General features: G+C 63.6%; 15 protein-coding genes. 6 read left to right on the forward strand and 9 right to left on the reverse strand.

The window, feature by feature from the left end:
* Positions 1-6: 6 nt before the first annotated feature.
* Together tuf and AO684_RS12430 are read right to left on the reverse strand one after the other, a co-directional pair.
* Complete coding sequence (tuf, locus tag AO684_RS12425) at positions 7-1,182, reverse strand: elongation factor Tu (protein ID WP_054301627.1); 1,176 nt, start codon at positions 1,180-1,182, stop codon at positions 7-9.
* 90 nt (positions 1,183-1,272) lie between these two features.
* Positions 1,273-1,878: a hypothetical protein gene (locus tag AO684_RS12430; RefSeq protein ID WP_054303072.1), complete on the reverse strand. Its 606-nt coding sequence runs from the start codon at positions 1,876-1,878 to the stop codon at positions 1,273-1,275.
* Positions 1,879-1,990: 112 nt separating this feature from the next.
* Here AO684_RS12430 and AO684_RS12435 point away from each other — a divergent pair, with 112 nt between their 5' ends.
* Positions 1,991-3,343 carry a cytochrome P450 gene (locus AO684_RS12435; RefSeq protein ID WP_054303073.1) on the forward strand — a complete coding sequence of 451 codons (1,353 nt, stop codon included), beginning with the start codon at positions 1,991-1,993 and terminating at the stop codon, positions 3,341-3,343.
* A 120-nt stretch (positions 3,344-3,463) separates the two neighbouring features.
* Here AO684_RS12435 and AO684_RS12440 read toward each other — a convergent pair whose 3' ends face one another.
* Positions 3,464-4,453, reverse strand: coding sequence for a hypothetical protein (locus AO684_RS12440; RefSeq protein ID WP_054303074.1), 990 nt, complete (start codon positions 4,451-4,453; stop codon positions 3,464-3,466).
* Positions 4,454-4,468: 15 nt separating this feature from the next.
* Positions 4,469-4,939 (reverse strand): transcription elongation factor GreA, encoded by a 471-nt coding sequence (greA, locus tag AO684_RS12445; protein WP_054303075.1) that lies wholly within the window; start codon positions 4,937-4,939, stop codon positions 4,469-4,471.
* Between the two features lie 286 nt (positions 4,940-5,225).
* Here greA and AO684_RS12450 point away from each other — a divergent pair, with 286 nt between their 5' ends.
* Entirely contained in the window at positions 5,226-6,869 is a 1,644-nt protein-coding gene (locus AO684_RS12450; RefSeq protein ID WP_054303076.1) for an electron transfer flavoprotein-ubiquinone oxidoreductase, read from the forward strand.
* A gap of 76 nt (positions 6,870-6,945) precedes the next feature.
* Here AO684_RS12450 and AO684_RS12455 read toward each other — a convergent pair whose 3' ends face one another.
* From AO684_RS12455 to lepA, 3 genes are all read right to left on the reverse strand, one after another.
* Entirely contained in the window at positions 6,946-7,206 is a 261-nt protein-coding gene (locus AO684_RS12455; RefSeq protein WP_054303077.1) for a hypothetical protein, read from the reverse strand.
* Between the two features lie 36 nt (positions 7,207-7,242).
* A complete protein-coding gene (locus AO684_RS12460) occupies positions 7,243-7,617 on the reverse strand; it encodes a hypothetical protein (protein WP_054303078.1) in 375 nt (124 codons plus the stop codon).
* A 189-nt stretch (positions 7,618-7,806) separates the two neighbouring features.
* The gene (gene lepA, locus AO684_RS12465; RefSeq protein WP_054303079.1) at positions 7,807-9,606 is read right to left on the reverse strand and encodes a translation elongation factor 4; all 1,800 of its coding nucleotides are present in this window, start codon (positions 9,604-9,606) and stop codon (positions 7,807-7,809) included.
* Positions 9,607-9,927: 321 nt separating this feature from the next.
* On the opposite strand from lepA, the gene AO684_RS21310 reads away from it, so the two are divergent.
* From AO684_RS21310 to AO684_RS12485, 4 genes are all read left to right on the forward strand, one after another.
* The gene (locus tag AO684_RS21310) at positions 9,928-11,076 is read left to right on the forward strand and encodes a Hint domain-containing protein (protein ID WP_082400950.1); all 1,149 of its coding nucleotides are present in this window, start codon (positions 9,928-9,930) and stop codon (positions 11,074-11,076) included.
* Between the two features lie 185 nt (positions 11,077-11,261).
* Positions 11,262-11,576, forward strand: coding sequence for a hypothetical protein (locus tag AO684_RS12475; RefSeq protein ID WP_054303080.1), 315 nt, complete (start codon positions 11,262-11,264; stop codon positions 11,574-11,576).
* A gap of 6 nt (positions 11,577-11,582) precedes the next feature.
* A complete protein-coding gene (locus AO684_RS12480) occupies positions 11,583-12,608 on the forward strand; it encodes a DUF2332 domain-containing protein (RefSeq protein WP_082400952.1) in 1,026 nt (341 codons plus the stop codon).
* Positions 12,609-12,646: 38 nt separating this feature from the next.
* Positions 12,647-13,345, forward strand: a complete 699-nt coding sequence (locus AO684_RS12485; protein WP_054303081.1) for an NAD-dependent deacylase — start codon at positions 12,647-12,649, stop codon at positions 13,343-13,345.
* 4 nt (positions 13,346-13,349) lie between these two features.
* Here the strand turns inward: AO684_RS12485 and AO684_RS12490 are convergent, their stop codons facing one another.
* Together AO684_RS12490 and AO684_RS12495 are read right to left on the reverse strand one after the other, a co-directional pair.
* The gene (locus tag AO684_RS12490; RefSeq protein ID WP_082400953.1) at positions 13,350-13,862 is read right to left on the reverse strand and encodes a copper chaperone PCu(A)C; all 513 of its coding nucleotides are present in this window, start codon (positions 13,860-13,862) and stop codon (positions 13,350-13,352) included.
* A gap of 39 nt (positions 13,863-13,901) precedes the next feature.
* On the reverse strand, positions 13,902-14,252 hold the full coding sequence (locus AO684_RS12495; protein ID WP_054303082.1) for a hypothetical protein: 351 nt from the start codon (positions 14,250-14,252) through the stop codon (positions 13,902-13,904).
* Between the last annotated feature and the right edge of the window lie 107 nt (positions 14,253-14,359).

Raw genomic sequence — 14,359 nt, forward strand, 5'->3', positions numbered from 1 at the left:
GGATCATCATTCGATGATCTTCGACACCACGCCGGCGCCGACGGTGCGGCCGCCTTCGCGGATGGCGAAGCGCAGCTTCTCTTCCATCGCGATCGGCGCGATCAGCGACACGTTGAACTTCAGGTTGTCGCCCGGCATCACCATCTCGGTGCCTTCCGGCAGCTCAACGGTCCCGGTCACGTCGGTCGTGCGGAAGTAGAACTGCGGACGGTAGTTCGCGAAGAACGGCGTGTGACGGCCACCTTCCTCTTTGGTGAGGATGTAGGCTTCCGCTTCGAACTTGGTGTGCGGCTTAACCGAACCCGGCTTGCACAGCACCTGACCACGCTCGATCCCGTCGCGGTCCACGCCACGCAGCAGCAGGCCGACGTTGTCGCCCGCTTCGCCCTGGTCCAGCAGCTTGCGGAACATCTCGACGCCGGTGCAGACGGTCTTCTTGGAAGCGCGGATCCCCACGATTTCAAGCTCTTCGCCAACCTTCACAACGCCACGCTCGATCCGGCCGGTGGCCACCGTGCCACGACCCGAGATCGAGAACACGTCTTCGACCGGCATCAGGAACGGCTGGTCCACAGCGCGCGCCGGGGTCGGGATGTATTCGTCCACCGCCGCGATCAGCGCGCGGATCGCGTCTTCGCCGATTTCCTTGTCGGTGCCGTTCATCGCCGCCAGAGCCGAGCCCTTGATGATCGGAATGTCATCGCCGGGGTAGTCATACGACGACAGCAGTTCGCGGATTTCCATTTCCACGAGTTCCAGCAGCTCCGGGTCATCGACCTGGTCCACCTTGTTCATGAACACGACCATGTAGGGAATGCCCACCTGACGGCCGAGCAGAATGTGCTCGCGCGTCTGCGGCATCGGGCCGTCAGCCGACGAAACAACCAGGATCGCGCCGTCCATCTGCGCCGCGCCCGTGATCATGTTCTTCACATAGTCCGCGTGGCCGGGGCAATCGACGTGCGCATAGTGACGCGCATCCGATTCGTACTCAACGTGCGCCGTCGAGATCGTGATCCCGCGAGCACGCTCTTCCGGCGCACCGTCAATCTGGTCATAGGCGCGGAATTCACCAAAATACTTGGTGATCGCAGCGGTCAGCGTCGTCTTCCCGTGGTCAACGTGGCCAATCGTGCCAATGTTGACGTGCGGTTTGTTCCGTTCAAACTTTGCCTTTGCCATGGGGGCCCTCGCGGTCTGTGGGGCCCTGAGGACAAGGCCCGTAATCTACACCGGGCGCGACTTAGCCATGAAAGCCGGGAAAATCAAGTATCACTTGCCTTCGGCGCCTGTATCTTCGGCGGCTGCGGCATCCCCGGTCTTCGGCTTTTTGCCCTTTGCAGGCAGGTCAAACCATTCAGGGTTGTCGAGGAACCACTTCTCCACCGCCCTGGCCGCGTTGAAGGACAGCGCCGCCATCTGCTGCTCACGCGTCTTGGTCAGCCCGGAACCCACGACGCTGTCGCCATCGAGGTTCTCGAAAATGGTCATTTTCTTGCCCTCGGCATTCAGCTTCTTCTGTTTCGCGTCATCCCAGACATTCGCCGTGATCGCCAGCACCGACTTGGGCGACAGCACCACCGGAACCCCGGGAGGAGCAAGGGCATAGGCATCGACCGAGATGCCGATATTGTAGATCCGCTTGCCCTCGTAGCGCCCGAAACGATCATCCACCGCCTTCTTCATGGCGGCTTCCCATTCCTCCACCGTCGCCTCGCGGGAAATCGGCACCTTCTGCATCTTGTCGGCCACGACAATGTTGTGCCCCAGCACGAAATCCCCCAGGTCCGCAGGCGGATCGGACAGATCGTTCTTCGCACAGGCCGCCGTCAGCAGCAGGATCAGAGGCAAGGCAAGGCGGCGGGCAGGTCGCGACATCGGCATTCTCCGGTCTGGGTGCCCTCCGATTACCCGCTTGCCACCGACCATGCAACGACGCGGAATTGCCTCGGGCGATCCCGTGCCTATATCCTGGGAACAGGAGGTCCAGATGGATTCAACCACCGCCCTGCCCGTCCGCGTGCCGCTCGCGACCAGGCCTCTGGGCATTCTCGGCTCGCTGCGTGCCGGGCGCCGCAACGTGCTGGAACTGATCCCCGAAATCGCCACCCATGCCCCGATCCTGTCGGGCCGCACCGGCAAGCGCTGGCATATGGTGATGGACCCCGGCGCGCTGCGGCAGATCCTGCGCGACCGGGTGCAGGATTACCCGAAATCCGTGGTCACCAAACTGCTGCTGGAACCCGCCATCGGCGACAGCCTCTTCGTGGCCGAAGGGCAAAGCTGGCTCTGGCAGCGCCGCACCGCCGCGCCGGTCTTCTCGCATCGCAACGTCGCAGCTCTCGCCCCGGTGATGACCGCCGCCGCCGAAGCGGCAAGTGCCCGCATCGCCGCCGCCGGGCCGCGCGCGGTCGATCTGTTCGACGAAATGGTGCGCACCACCTTCGACGTCATCTCCGATGTGACCTTCGCCGGCGGCGACGGGCTGAACCCCGCCGCCGTCCATCTCGCCATCGAGGATTACATCGCAGGCACCGCCAGGGTCTCGCTGCTCGACATCCTCGGTCTGCCCGGCTGGGTGCCTCGTCCCTCGCGCCTGCAAGCCCGCAACCGCATGGGGGCCATGAAACAGATGGCCGATTCCACCATAGCGAACCGCCGGACCCGCGGCCCCTCCATCCCGCCCGACCTGCTGGACCTGCTGCTCGCCGGGCAAGACCCGGAAACCGGCCGCCGGATGACCACGGCAGAGTTGCGCGACAACCTGCTGACCTTCATCGTCGCAGGCCATGAAACCACCGCCCTCACCTTGTCCTGGGCGCTCTACCTCGCTGCTTTCGACCCCGCCCGGCAGGCGCGTGCGCGGGAAGAAGCGCAGGCCCGCCTCGGCACCCGCGCCGCGACGGCGGACGATCTGCCCCACTTGCCCTTCATCCGCGCCATGGTCGAGGAAACCCTGCGCCTTTACCCGCCCGCCGCTTTCCTCTCGCGCACCGCACAAGAAATGGACCGGCTCTGCGGGCGCGAGATCCGGCCGGGCGATACGGTGATCCTGCCGATCTACGCGCTGCATCGCCATCACAGGCTCTGGCATGACCCCGACAGCTTCCACCCCGAACGCTTCCTCGACAGCCGCCCCGAACGCTTCGCCTTCCTGCCGTTCGGCGACGGTCCCCGCATCTGCATCGGCGCCAGCTTCGCCATGCAGGAGGCCGTGATCATCCTTGCCACCCTGCTTGCACGCTTCGCCTTCGCTCCGGTGCCTGGCAAGCGCCCAAATCCCGTGATGATCCTTACCCTGCGTCCCGAAGGCGGCGTATGGCTCTCCGCCACCCCGGTCTGATATTTGCTTCCTGCAAAAATACTCCCGCCGGAGGCACTGCCGAGGCGATCCGCCAAAGGCGGACGACGAGATAAAAGACGCGCGGGCCCACAAGGGCCCGTTCCGCCTGAAAAGCGCGGGCTACTCGAAAACCCCCGCCACCCGGCCGAACAGCATGAAGGCGCGCGCGGTGCGGGTATCCGCCAGATCAACCAGTTCGGCATCAGTGGCGTTCTTCTCGAATTCAGTAAAAGTCCGGTCGAACGTCCGCAGGAAGTGATGCGCCGCATCGCGGAAGATCGGGTCTTCCCGCATCCGCCCTGCCGTCAGCGCCAGCGACGAACGGTCGCGAATCCCGCCCAGCCCTGAAATTGCCCGCCCGCGTTCGCCTTGGGCGAAACTGCGCCACAGTTCGGGCCGCGCCCGATCCGGCTTCAGGTCATCCATATAGATGCCTTCCTGCGCCAGCAGCGTCAGCACATCCTGCGCGGCGCGGATCAGCTTGGCGACCGTGCGATCCTCCAGTGCCAGACGAAGCGCCCGAAACCCGTCACGGTCATCGGGGTTCTCGGGGAATTGCAGCGCGCGGATGAATTCAGCCACCGACAGCGGCGCACGAAGATCCTCCGCCGGAGTTCCCAGCGCCAGCGCCGGCTGATCCTCGGCCGCAGCGCCCCTTGACGGGGCGACCAGCGCCGCCTTGCGGTCCGCCGAGGCCTGTACAAGCGAGGCATCGCGGCGCGAGGTGAAGGTGGCCAGCACCGTCTCGGCCGTTTTGGCCGCACGCTCGATCTCCTGCAACTTCTGCTCGACGGAAGGCTGCACCTGGCTCTGCACCCAGGTTGCCCGCATGGTTTCAACCGAAGCCTGCAACCGCGCGGCTTCGGCCCGCAGATCCTGCACCGACCGGAGCGTCGTAACCCCGATCCAGATCAGCGCGATGGGCAGGAAAACCATGACCAGCGTCATCACCAGATCAAGCGTCCCGCCTTCCCCCGGCCCGGCCAGAAGATAGGCGGCGACAGCCACCACCCAGATCACGCTCAGCGCAGCGGCCACGGCCTCCACACGCGAAAACCGGGCGCCGGTCTCTGCCGCGCCACCCATCGGGCTGTCATGCGGTTCGGGCATGGTGCCTCCCTCGCCTCAGATATAACGGACGCTCAGCACTTCGTAACTGCGGTCGCCGCCCGGCGTCTTGACCTCGACACTGTCGCCTTCGTCCTTGCCGATCAGTGCCCGCGCCAGCGGCGAGCGGATATTCAGCAGCCCGCGCTCCAGATCCGCCTCGACCTCACCGACGATCTGATAGGTCTTTTCCTGATCCGTGTCCTCGTCCACCAGCGTTACCGTGGCGCCAAACTTGATCGGCCCCGACAGTTTCGCGGTGTCGATCACCTCGGCCAGCGACAGCGTGCCCTCAAGCTCCTTGATGCGGCCTTCGATGAAGCTCTGCTTTTCGCGCGCGGAATGGTATTCGGCGTTTTCCGACAGGTCACCCAGCTCGCGCGCCTCGGCAATGGCCTGGATGATGGCGGGACGCTCCACCGATTTCAGGTGCTTCAGTTCGCCATCCAGCGTGTCGAACCCTGCGCGGGTCATCGGAATCTTTTCCATCGGTCTCTCACCAAAAAACAAAGCCACGGCCCGGCCAGGCCATGACTCTCCGTCGTCTTGGCCTCACCAGACCGCACCGGCGCCGCAAATGCAAGGGGCCGCAGCAGGGAAACGACAGATCGGCGGATGGTTGCGTCACAGGCACCGCAAGAATATTTCTCCTATGCCGCGATGCAGCGCTTTGATGTTGCGTCACGATTGACGGGCGCTTTCCCTTGGGGCAGACAAAACCCCGGACAAATCCAGCAAGCGGCGCGTGGCGCCCGTAGCCACAGGGGAGACGCGGATGGCAGAGATCGAACGCGAGAGCATGGAATACGATGTCGTGATCGTAGGGGGCGGGCCTGCTGGTCTGTCAGCGGCGATCCGGCTGAAACAGCTCGACCCCGATCTGAATGTCGTGCTGTTGGAGAAAGGGTCCGAGGTCGGCGCGCATATCCTGTCGGGTGCCGTGCTGGATACCTGCGGGCTGGATGCCCTGCTGCCCGACTGGCAGTCGATGGACGCCCCGATCAAGACCGAGGTGAAAGAAGACAATTTCTACATCCTCGGCCCGGCCGGGCAGGCGCGCATCCCGAACTGGCCGATGCCGCCCTTCATGAACAACCACGGCAAGTACATCGTCTCGATGGCAAATGTCTGCCGCTGGATGGCGGGCGTGGCCGAGGGGCTGGGGGTCGAGATTTTCCCCGGCATGTCCTGCTCGCAACTGGTTTACGAAGGTGACCGGGTGGTCGGCGTCGTCGCCGGCGAGTTCGGCCTGGGTGAAGACGGCCAGCCCGGCCCGAACTACGAGCCGGGGATGGAGCTGCGTGGCAAATACGTCTTCCTCGCGGAAGGCGTTCGCGGTTCGCTCTCGAAGGAGGTCATCGCGAAATATGACCTGTCGAAGGGCCATTGCCCGCAGAAATTCGGCATCGGCATGAAAGAGATCTGGGAGATCGACCCCGCCAAGCACCGCGAGGGCACGGTCACTCACACGATGGGCTGGCCGCTCGGGTCGAATGCCGGGGGTGGTTCGTTCATCTACCACCTTGAAAACAATCAGGTCTATGTCGGCTTTGTGGTTCACCTGAACTACGCCAACCCGCATCTCTATCCCTATATGGAATTCCAGCGCTTCAAGCATCACCCGATGGTGGCTGATCTGCTGGCAGGCGGGAAACGCGTGGCCTATGGCGCTCGTGCGATCAGCGAGGGCGGTTGGCAGTCCATGCCCAAGATGGTGGCGCCGGGCGTGGCGCTGCTGGGCTGTTCGGTCGGCATGGTGAACGTGCCCCGCATCAAGGGCAACCATAACGCCATGCTGTCGGGCAAAGCCGCCGCCGAAGCCGCCTTTGACGCGATCAAGGCAGGCCGCGAGGGCGACGAACTTGCTGCCTATGAAACCGAAGTCCGCACCGGCCCGATCGGCAAGGATCTGAAGAAGGTCCGCAACGTCAAGCCGCTGTGGTCGAAATTCGGCCTCGTCGCCTCGCTGATGGGCGGCGGCGCCGATATGTGGCTCAACACCATCGGCCTGACGCTGTTCGGCACGCTGAAACACGGCAAGACCGATGCGGCAGCAACCGGCAAGGCGAAGGATTTCAAGAAGATCGACTATCCGAAGCCCGACGGCAAACTGTCCTTCGACCGGCTGACCAACGTGGCCTTCAGCTTCACCAACCACGATGAAAGCCAGCCCGCGCATCTGAAGCTGAAAGACCCGTCGCTGCCGATCCGCGTCAACCTGCCCGAATATGACGAACCGGCGCAACGCTACTGCCCCGCTGGCGTCTACGAGGTGATCGGCGAAGGCGCCGAGGCGCGGTTCCAGATCAACTTCCAGAACTGCGTCCACTGCAAGACCTGCGATATCAAGGACCCGTCGCAGAACATCAACTGGACCACGCCACAGGGCGGTGACGGCCCGAACTACCCGAACATGTAAGGCAATAGCGGCAGGGGAAACCCTGCCGCTTTTCATTGCAGGACATGCCCCCGCAGCGCTCACCGCAATCCGGCTGTCACCTCAGCATTCTGATATGCAGCTTGCCCTCAACCACCGCGAACAGATGGTCGCGATCATCCTCAGCCGAATACCACTTCCCAAGAAAACCTGTCTTGTCGAGCGCCTCGGCACGTCGCCACATGCAAGCGTTCATCTCCTCGACAATGACGACATGCCTGTTCCGGTCTTCTTCTGTATTGATGCCATTTCGGAACGATCTGATCACCAGGTCATAGGCCGCGCGACAGGCCGCCGCCTCGCTGTCGATCTGCGCCATAAAATCCCGGCCGGTTTGTTGGCCTACGGTCGCCCCTTATGGCACCGGCCTAAAACGATTCTCCGGCGGATAGTCCTCGACCTCACGGAAAGAACCTGTCTGACGTTTCATGCGCGTCTTTTGGCCGTCCTCCTCAAAGGACCAGAACGTAACCCAGCAGTCGCTGCGTTTGATAAGCGCGTGGCGCTTTGCGACACGAGAGCTCCCGCCGGTCAGCGAACTGATGCGTTCCCCCGAAACCTGGCTGACAATCTCTTGGTGCCGACGGCCATTATAGACCCGCGTTCCCTGCGGCGTGGCTGAGCCACACTCGATGCGGGGTTGCCAGTCCTCTTCCGCCACCGCGCGCCCGGCAGGCACAAGCAGCAGCATCCCCGTGATGAGCCTCAAGATTACCGCAAATCCCGACATCCCACCCGCCCCTGAGGAGTTTCGGCCCAAGCTGCCCGGCAGGCAGCCCAGACGTCAACCAGAGATTGCAGACATGGCGGCTTGCGTTGCGGAAACAGGCCAGAGAGCGCCACGCGTATCAAGCGCCCTTTATGGAGACCGACATACCCCCGATATGGTCAGGGGCATGCGCTCTAAATACGCTATGCCTCAGCTATCCATCTTGAGCGCATTGATGAAGGCGCTTTGCGGGATTTCCACTTTCCCGAACTGGCGCATCTTCTTCTTGCCCTCTTTCTGCTTCTCCAGCAGCTTCTTCTTCCGGGTCGCGTCGCCGCCATAGCATTTCGCGGTCACGTCCTTGCGCATGGCGCTGATCGTTTCGCGCGCGATGACACGGCCGCCAATCGCCGCCTGGATCGGGATCTTGAACATGTGACGGGGGATCAGCTCTTTCAGCTTCTCCACCATCACGCGCCCCCGCGCCTCGGCCCGGTCGCGGTGAACCATGATCGCCAGCGCATCCACCGGCTCGTCGTTCACCAGAATGGACATCTTCACCAGATTGTCCTCCCGGTATTCCGACAGTTGATAGTCAAACGAAGCATAGCCCTTGGTCACCGACTTCAGCCGGTCATAGAAATCGAACACCACCTCGGCCAGAGGCAGGTCATATTCGACCATCGCGCGGCTGCCCGCATAGGTAAGGTTCAGCTGGATACCCCGGCGATCCTGGCAAAGCTTCAGGATGTCGCCCAGATATTCGTCGGGCACCATGATCGTGGCCTTGATGCGCGGCTCTTCGATATGGTCGATATAGGTCAGGTCGGGCATGTCGGCGGGGTTGTGCAACTCGCGCACCTCGCCATCCTTCATGTGCAGCTTGAAGACCACAGAAGGCGCGGTGGTGATCAGGTCGAGGTCATATTCCCGCTCCAGCCGGTCGCGCACGACCTCCAGATGCAGAAGCCCGAGGAAGCCCATGCGGAACCCAAAGCCAAGCGCGGCCGAGGTTTCCATTTCATAACTGAAGCTCGCGTCGTTCAGCGCCAGCTTTTCGATGGCGTCACGCAACGCCTCGAAGTCATTGGCATCGACCGGGAAAAGACCGCAGAACACCACCGGCTGCGCGGGTTTGAACCCCGGCAGCGGCGCGTCGCAGGGCTTGCGCTCATGCGTGATCGTATCGCCCACGCGGGTGTCGCGCACCTGCTTGATCGAAGCGGTCAGCACGCCGATCTCGCCCGGCCCCAGTTCGGGAATATCCACCATCTGCGGTTTCAGCACCGCCAGCTTGTCGATGCCGTAAACCGCGCCGGTCTGCATCATCTTGACCCGGTCGCCCTTCCTGATCACGCCGTCGATGACGCGGATCATGACGACGACACCCAGATAGGCGTCATACCAGCTGTCGACCAGCATGGCCTTCAGCGGCGCATCGCGGTCGCCCTTGGGTGCGGGCAGGCGCTTCACGATAGCCTCCAGCACATCGGGAATGCCGAGGCCGGTCTTGGCGGAAATCGGGATCGCATCCGAGGCGTCGATGCCGATCACATCCTCGATGTTTTCCTTGACCCGCTCGGGGTCGGCGGCAGGCAGGTCGACCTTGTTCAGCACCGGCACGATATCATGGCCTGCGTCAATCGCCTGATAGACGTTGGCCAGCGTCTGCGCCTCGACCCCTTGCGACGCATCCACCACCAGAAGCGAGCCTTCGACCGCGCGCATCGACCGGCTGACCTCATAGGCAAAGTCAACGTGTCCGGGCGTGTCGATCAGGTTCAGGATGTAGGTATTGCCATCCTTCGCCGGATATTCGATCCGCACGGTGTTGGCCTTGATGGTGATGCCGCGCTCGCGCTCGATATCCATGCTGTCCAGCATCTGCGCCTTCATGTCGCGCGCAGCCACCGTGCCCGTCATCTGGATCAGACGGTCGGCGAGGGTGGATTTGCCGTGGTCGATATGGGCCACGATCGAGAAATTGCGGATACGGTCAAGCTGGGTCATGGGCGCGCATATATCCTGTCATGCAAGGGCCGGGAAGGGGGATTTGCGTGCCGGGGATCAGCGAGGGATCGGGCAGGATCGGCTCCCGTCAGGGGGGAATTTTTGGCCCCTCACAGCACGCCCGACCCATTTCCATTCCGGAAACAGCCAGATCTTGCCATGATATCCTGCAATTGCATGAATTTCTTAAAGTAAACACGCCTTCGCCACGAATTTTGCACGATTTGACATTCGCCGCGGCCCTTCCCATCCCCTGTAGCTGCGGGCCGCTGCCATGCTCCGCCGCCCGGCAAGGGCGTTACCAGTTCGGGGGAATTTGCGATGCCGACCAGTACGGTCAATTGGCTATGGATCGGGAACCTGCCCGCCATCGACAGCACAGCTTCCAGCAATGTCACTCAAAGCCAGCTCAATGCCGCAGGGATGAACGGCTATTCCGTCACCGGACCGGGGCATATCGCGCCGGTGGCGGTTACGGGCACCACCACCAGCAGCGGCGGGGCGCAGGTTTTCACCGCACCGTTCAACCAGACCAACAATTTCCTCAGCCAGTTCAGCTTCGACAGCCCGACAACGCCGGGCACGATCAGCGGTCAGACGATCCAGACCACCTTCCGGGGCGACATTACCATCACTCTGCCCGACGGCAGCACCTCCGGCCAGGTGGCGACCATCGTGCAGATGACAAACGGCGACCTGTTTCTGCGGCCCAACGCCAATTACCTGCCCGACTGGGATGGCATCAACGCGCTGCGGTCCATCACCATCAATCAGGCGACACCGTTCCCGAACAACACGGTTCTGAACGCGGTTATCTCGTTCGATCCTGATATCTTCGATATCGAAATCCCCTGTTTCACGGCAGGCACGCTGATCCGCACCCGCGATGGCCTGCGCACCATCGAAAGTCTTGCCGTCGGTGATCTGGTGGAAACCGCCGATCACGGGGCACAGGCGCTGCGCTGGATCGGCACGCGAAGCCTGTCTTCCGCCGAACTGGCCGCGTCGGCGCATTTGCGGCCGGTGCGCATCGCCGCCGGGGCGCTCGGCCCCGGTCAGCCGGAGCGCGAGATGCATGTGTCACCCCAGCACCGGATGCTGGTCCGCTCGCGGATCGCGCAGCGGATGTTCGAGACCGAAGAGGTATTGGTTGCCGCCTGCCATCTGATCGGTCTGCCGGGCATTACGCGCGATGACAGCCTGCGACCCGTCACCTATGTGCATCTGATGTTCGACCGGCATGAAATCCTCTTTGCCGACGGCGCCCCCAGCGAAAGCCTGTATCCGGGCCCGATGGCGATGCGCGCTCTGGGCAATGAGGCAGCGCAGGAGATCCTTGCGCTGTTCCCGGAACTGGCGATTCTCGACAGCGGCTGGCTGCGCCCGGCGCGGGTGCTGGTGCCCGGTCGGCGAGGGCGTCAGATGGCCGAAAGGCACCTGCGCAATCACACGGCCCTGCTGGCTGCCTGAGCTTCAGGCCACATCATCTTGCGGCGGGGTGCCCTGCGCCCCGCATCATCCGGCGCTGCCCCCGCCGTTTCGGCCAATTTTCGCCGGTTTGCGCCAGATCATTGATAAATTTGCCCCGAATCGTCATAATTGTTGCCAGAAAATGACCGGGGCGGACCCTCGTCCCGGCGGCATGAGGCAGAGACATGAAGAAACTGGTTCTGGCAGGCGCCTTTGGCGCATTGGTGCTTCCCGTCATGGCGACTTCCGTATTTGCAGGCTCGATCGAACGGGCTTGCCTGCGCTCTGATCGCGGCTCGGCCAACCCGGCCATCTGCGGCTGCATCCAGCAGGTCGCCGACATGACGCTGACGGGCCGCGACCAGCGGAAGGCCGCCAAGATGATGGCAGACCCGGATCTGGCACATGAGGTCTGGATTTCGAAACGCGAAGCCGATGACGCGTTCTGGGAGCGTTACAAATCTTTCGGCCAGACCGCCGAGGCCTATTGCGCCGGCTGACCCTCCGTGGCTGACCGTCTGCCTGCGGCCTTTGCCGAGCAGGCAGCGAGTTGCGCCGCGCTTGGCTCACCCTTCATGGAGCGGCTTATGCGCCATCTGGCGGCGCATTGGCCTGATGACACCGATCTGGTGCGTCGTTTCGTGGACTGGCCGGGGGAGATCGGGCCGCGCGGTGCCTCCTTGCCCCTTCGGCTGGCCAGCGGCCTGCATGCGCTAGTGCTGACCGGGCAGGATGACGCGCTGGCGGCGGCTTATCCCGGCGGCGCTGGCGGCGATCTTGGGCTGGCACTGGATGCCGCCCTCCACCGGCATGATGCCTTCCTGAGCCAGTGGTGCAACCGCGCGCCGCAGACCAATGAAATCCGCCGCTCTGCCGTGCTGATCGCCGTGGCGCACTGGCTGACCGCGCGGTTCGGCCTGCCCATCGTATTGTCGGAACTGGGCGCGAGCGCCGGGCTGAACCTGATGTTCGACCGCTACGCCCTGGATATTGCCGGGCGGCGCTTCGGCCCGGCGGATGCCGTTTTGCGATTGAAACCCGACTGGCACGGGCCACTGCCCCCTGCCACACCACCCGTCATCGCCCGGCGGCGCGGCGTCGATCTGGCCCCGCTGCGTGCTGACCGGCCGGAGGATGAACTGCGCCTGCTGTCCTGCCTTTGGCCCGATCAGGCCGACCGGCTGTCGCGCACGCGCGCTGCCTTGCAGGGGCAGCACGCGACCGTCGATCAGGCGGATGCGGTGGAATGGCTGGAACAGCGGCTGACATCAACCAGCCCCGGCCATCTGCATCTGGTCTGTCATACGGTTGCCTGGCAATATTTTCCGCCCGAGGCGCAGCGGCGGGGCACAGGGTTACTTGAAGCAGCAGGCGCGCGTGCGACGACCGACACCCCTTTGGCCTGGTTCGGGATGGAAGCGGATGCGGGGGCAGAGGGCGCCGGACTGCGCCTGCGTCTCTGGCCCGGCGATCTGGACCTTGCGATGGGCCGGGCGGGTTTTCATGGACAGTGGGTCAACTGGTCCGGCTGACCGCGACACCATCAGCAGCCCCGCAGGAGCACACCGCAATGGAAACCATCGTCATCCTGACCGGCGCCGGGATCAGCGCGGAAAGCGGGTTGGGCACCTTCCGCGACAAGAATGGCCTCTGGACCCGCTATGACCTGAACGAGGTTGCCACGCCCGAAGGCTTCGCCCGGAATCCCGCGTTGGTGCACGATTTCTATAATGCCCGCCGGGCCAATGCGCGTGCAGCGCATCCGAATGCCGCGCATGAGGCGCTGGCGCGTCTGCAACGCCACTGGCCCGGCAAGGTGCGGATCGTGACGCAGAATGTGGATGACCTGCATGAACGCGCTGGGTCGTCCGATGTCCTTCACATGCATGGCGCACTGGAGGGCGCGCTCTGCGCCGCTTGTGACCATCGCTGGCCAGCCCCCGCCGCGATGCATCCCGCAACGCCCTGCCCCGCCTGCCACGCGCGACAGGCCCGCCCCGACATCGTCTGGTTCGGCGAATATCCGCATCACATGGAAACAGTGTGGGACTTGCTGCGCCGCGCTGATCTGTTCGTCGCGATCGGCAGTTCAGGCACGGTCTACCCCGCAGCGGCCTTTGCACAGGATGCAGCCCGCGCGGGCGCGCATTGTCTTGAACTGAATACCGAGGCGAGCGCCGTCGCCCCGGATTTTCACGAGATCAGGCTTGGCCCCGCCACGCAGCTTGTCCCGCTCTGGGTGGACGAGGTGCTGGACCGGCGGGGCTGAAGGCTCAGTTCGAGGCGCCCGTCTGGCCGTGGTTCATCTTGCTGTGGTCGTGGCCCATGCCGCCGCCCATCTGCATGCCATCCTGACGCTCAAGATCCACCGGAATTTCGACGGTCATTTCACCTGCCTTCTCGAAAGTCAGGGTCACGCTGACCATATCGCCTTGCTTCAACTCGCGCGTCAGGCCCAGCAGCATAACGTGATCGCCACCACGCGCCAGCGCATGTTCGCTGTGGGCGGGAACGGCAAAGCCTTCCTCCACTTTCATCATCTTCATAACGCCATCGCCCATGTCCTTGTGGGTATGGAGCTCAACCTTCTGCGCCACATCCGACGCGGCCGAGACCAGACGGTCATCCGCATCGCCATGGTTCTCGATCACCATGAAAGCTGCTCCGGACTTGGACATCATGGAAGAGGTGCGCGCATAGGCATCCTTCACCTCGATATCCCCGGCAAAAGCCGGAAGGGCAACGCAGAGGGCGGCAACGCTCAGAAGCGATTTGAAAAGGGTCATTTGTTCTGTCCTTTGATTGAGGTCTGTGTCGGAAAGAGATCACGACAGGACAGGTGGACCCCGCGCCGAAGGCCGGGGCCGGGCTTGCGCCATTTCCGCATGCGGAGCCGGCCATTCCGCCCGGGTGATCCGGCCTGCGGGCCGTTCCGGGGGCGGCAGTGACCCCGGCGGGGCAGCAGAGGCGCCGATGACGCAATCGGGGCAAAGATGCACCGGCCCGACAGGCCGGCCGGCAGCGTCCACACTCAGAAGCCGGGTCTGGCCCTCAGAGCAGATTTCCATTTCGGACACAGCCACCGGCAGCGCCCGCGCCACGCCAAGCCCAAGCGCACCGGCCACAAAGGCCAGCAGCACGAGCATTCCGGTCAGATGTCGGATAAAACGGCGCATGACCTTGCCTAGCGCAGCGCCCCGGGTTTGACCAGCGCGGCAATGCCCCTGCGGCATCCTGCCCGCACCAAAAGCAAAACCCCGCCAAAGGCGGGGCTTCAACATCC

It is taken from the genome of Gemmobacter sp. LW-1 (assembly GCF_001303875.1).
GTDB lineage: Bacteria > Pseudomonadota > Alphaproteobacteria > Rhodobacterales > Rhodobacteraceae > Gemmobacter > Gemmobacter caeni.

Excerpts from the sequence above, each read along its gene's own strand:
- AO684_RS12460 (WP_054303078.1), bottom strand. The coding sequence starts at position 7,617 with ATGTCGGGATTTGCGGTAATCTTGAGGCTCATCACGGGGATGCTGCTG.
- AO684_RS12440 (WP_054303074.1), bottom strand. The coding sequence starts at position 4,453 with ATGCCCGAACCGCATGACAGCCCGATGGGTGGCGCGGCAGAGACCGGC.
- AO684_RS12430 (WP_054303072.1), bottom strand. The coding sequence starts at position 1,878 with ATGTCGCGACCTGCCCGCCGCCTTGCCTTGCCTCTGATCCTGCTGCTG.
- AO684_RS21310 (WP_082400950.1), top strand. The coding sequence starts at position 9,928 with ATGCCGACCAGTACGGTCAATTGGCTATGGATCGGGAACCTGCCCGCC.
- AO684_RS12435 (WP_054303073.1), top strand. The coding sequence starts at position 1,991 with ATGGATTCAACCACCGCCCTGCCCGTCCGCGTGCCGCTCGCGACCAGG.
- AO684_RS12475 (WP_054303080.1), top strand. The coding sequence starts at position 11,262 with ATGAAGAAACTGGTTCTGGCAGGCGCCTTTGGCGCATTGGTGCTTCCC.
- AO684_RS12490 (WP_082400953.1), bottom strand. The coding sequence starts at position 13,862 with ATGACCCTTTTCAAATCGCTTCTGAGCGTTGCCGCCCTCTGCGTTGCC.
- AO684_RS12485 (WP_054303081.1), top strand. The coding sequence starts at position 12,647 with ATGGAAACCATCGTCATCCTGACCGGCGCCGGGATCAGCGCGGAAAGC.
- AO684_RS12455 (WP_054303077.1), bottom strand. The coding sequence starts at position 7,206 with ATGGCGCAGATCGACAGCGAGGCGGCGGCCTGTCGCGCGGCCTATGAC.
- AO684_RS12495 (WP_054303082.1), bottom strand. The coding sequence starts at position 14,252 with ATGCGCCGTTTTATCCGACATCTGACCGGAATGCTCGTGCTGCTGGCC.
- lepA (WP_054303079.1), bottom strand. The coding sequence starts at position 9,606 with ATGACCCAGCTTGACCGTATCCGCAATTTCTCGATCGTGGCCCATATC.
- greA (WP_054303075.1), bottom strand. The coding sequence starts at position 4,939 with ATGGAAAAGATTCCGATGACCCGCGCAGGGTTCGACACGCTGGATGGC.
- tuf (WP_054301627.1), bottom strand. The coding sequence starts at position 1,182 with ATGGCAAAGGCAAAGTTTGAACGGAACAAACCGCACGTCAACATTGGC.
- AO684_RS12450 (WP_054303076.1), top strand. The coding sequence starts at position 5,226 with ATGGCAGAGATCGAACGCGAGAGCATGGAATACGATGTCGTGATCGTA.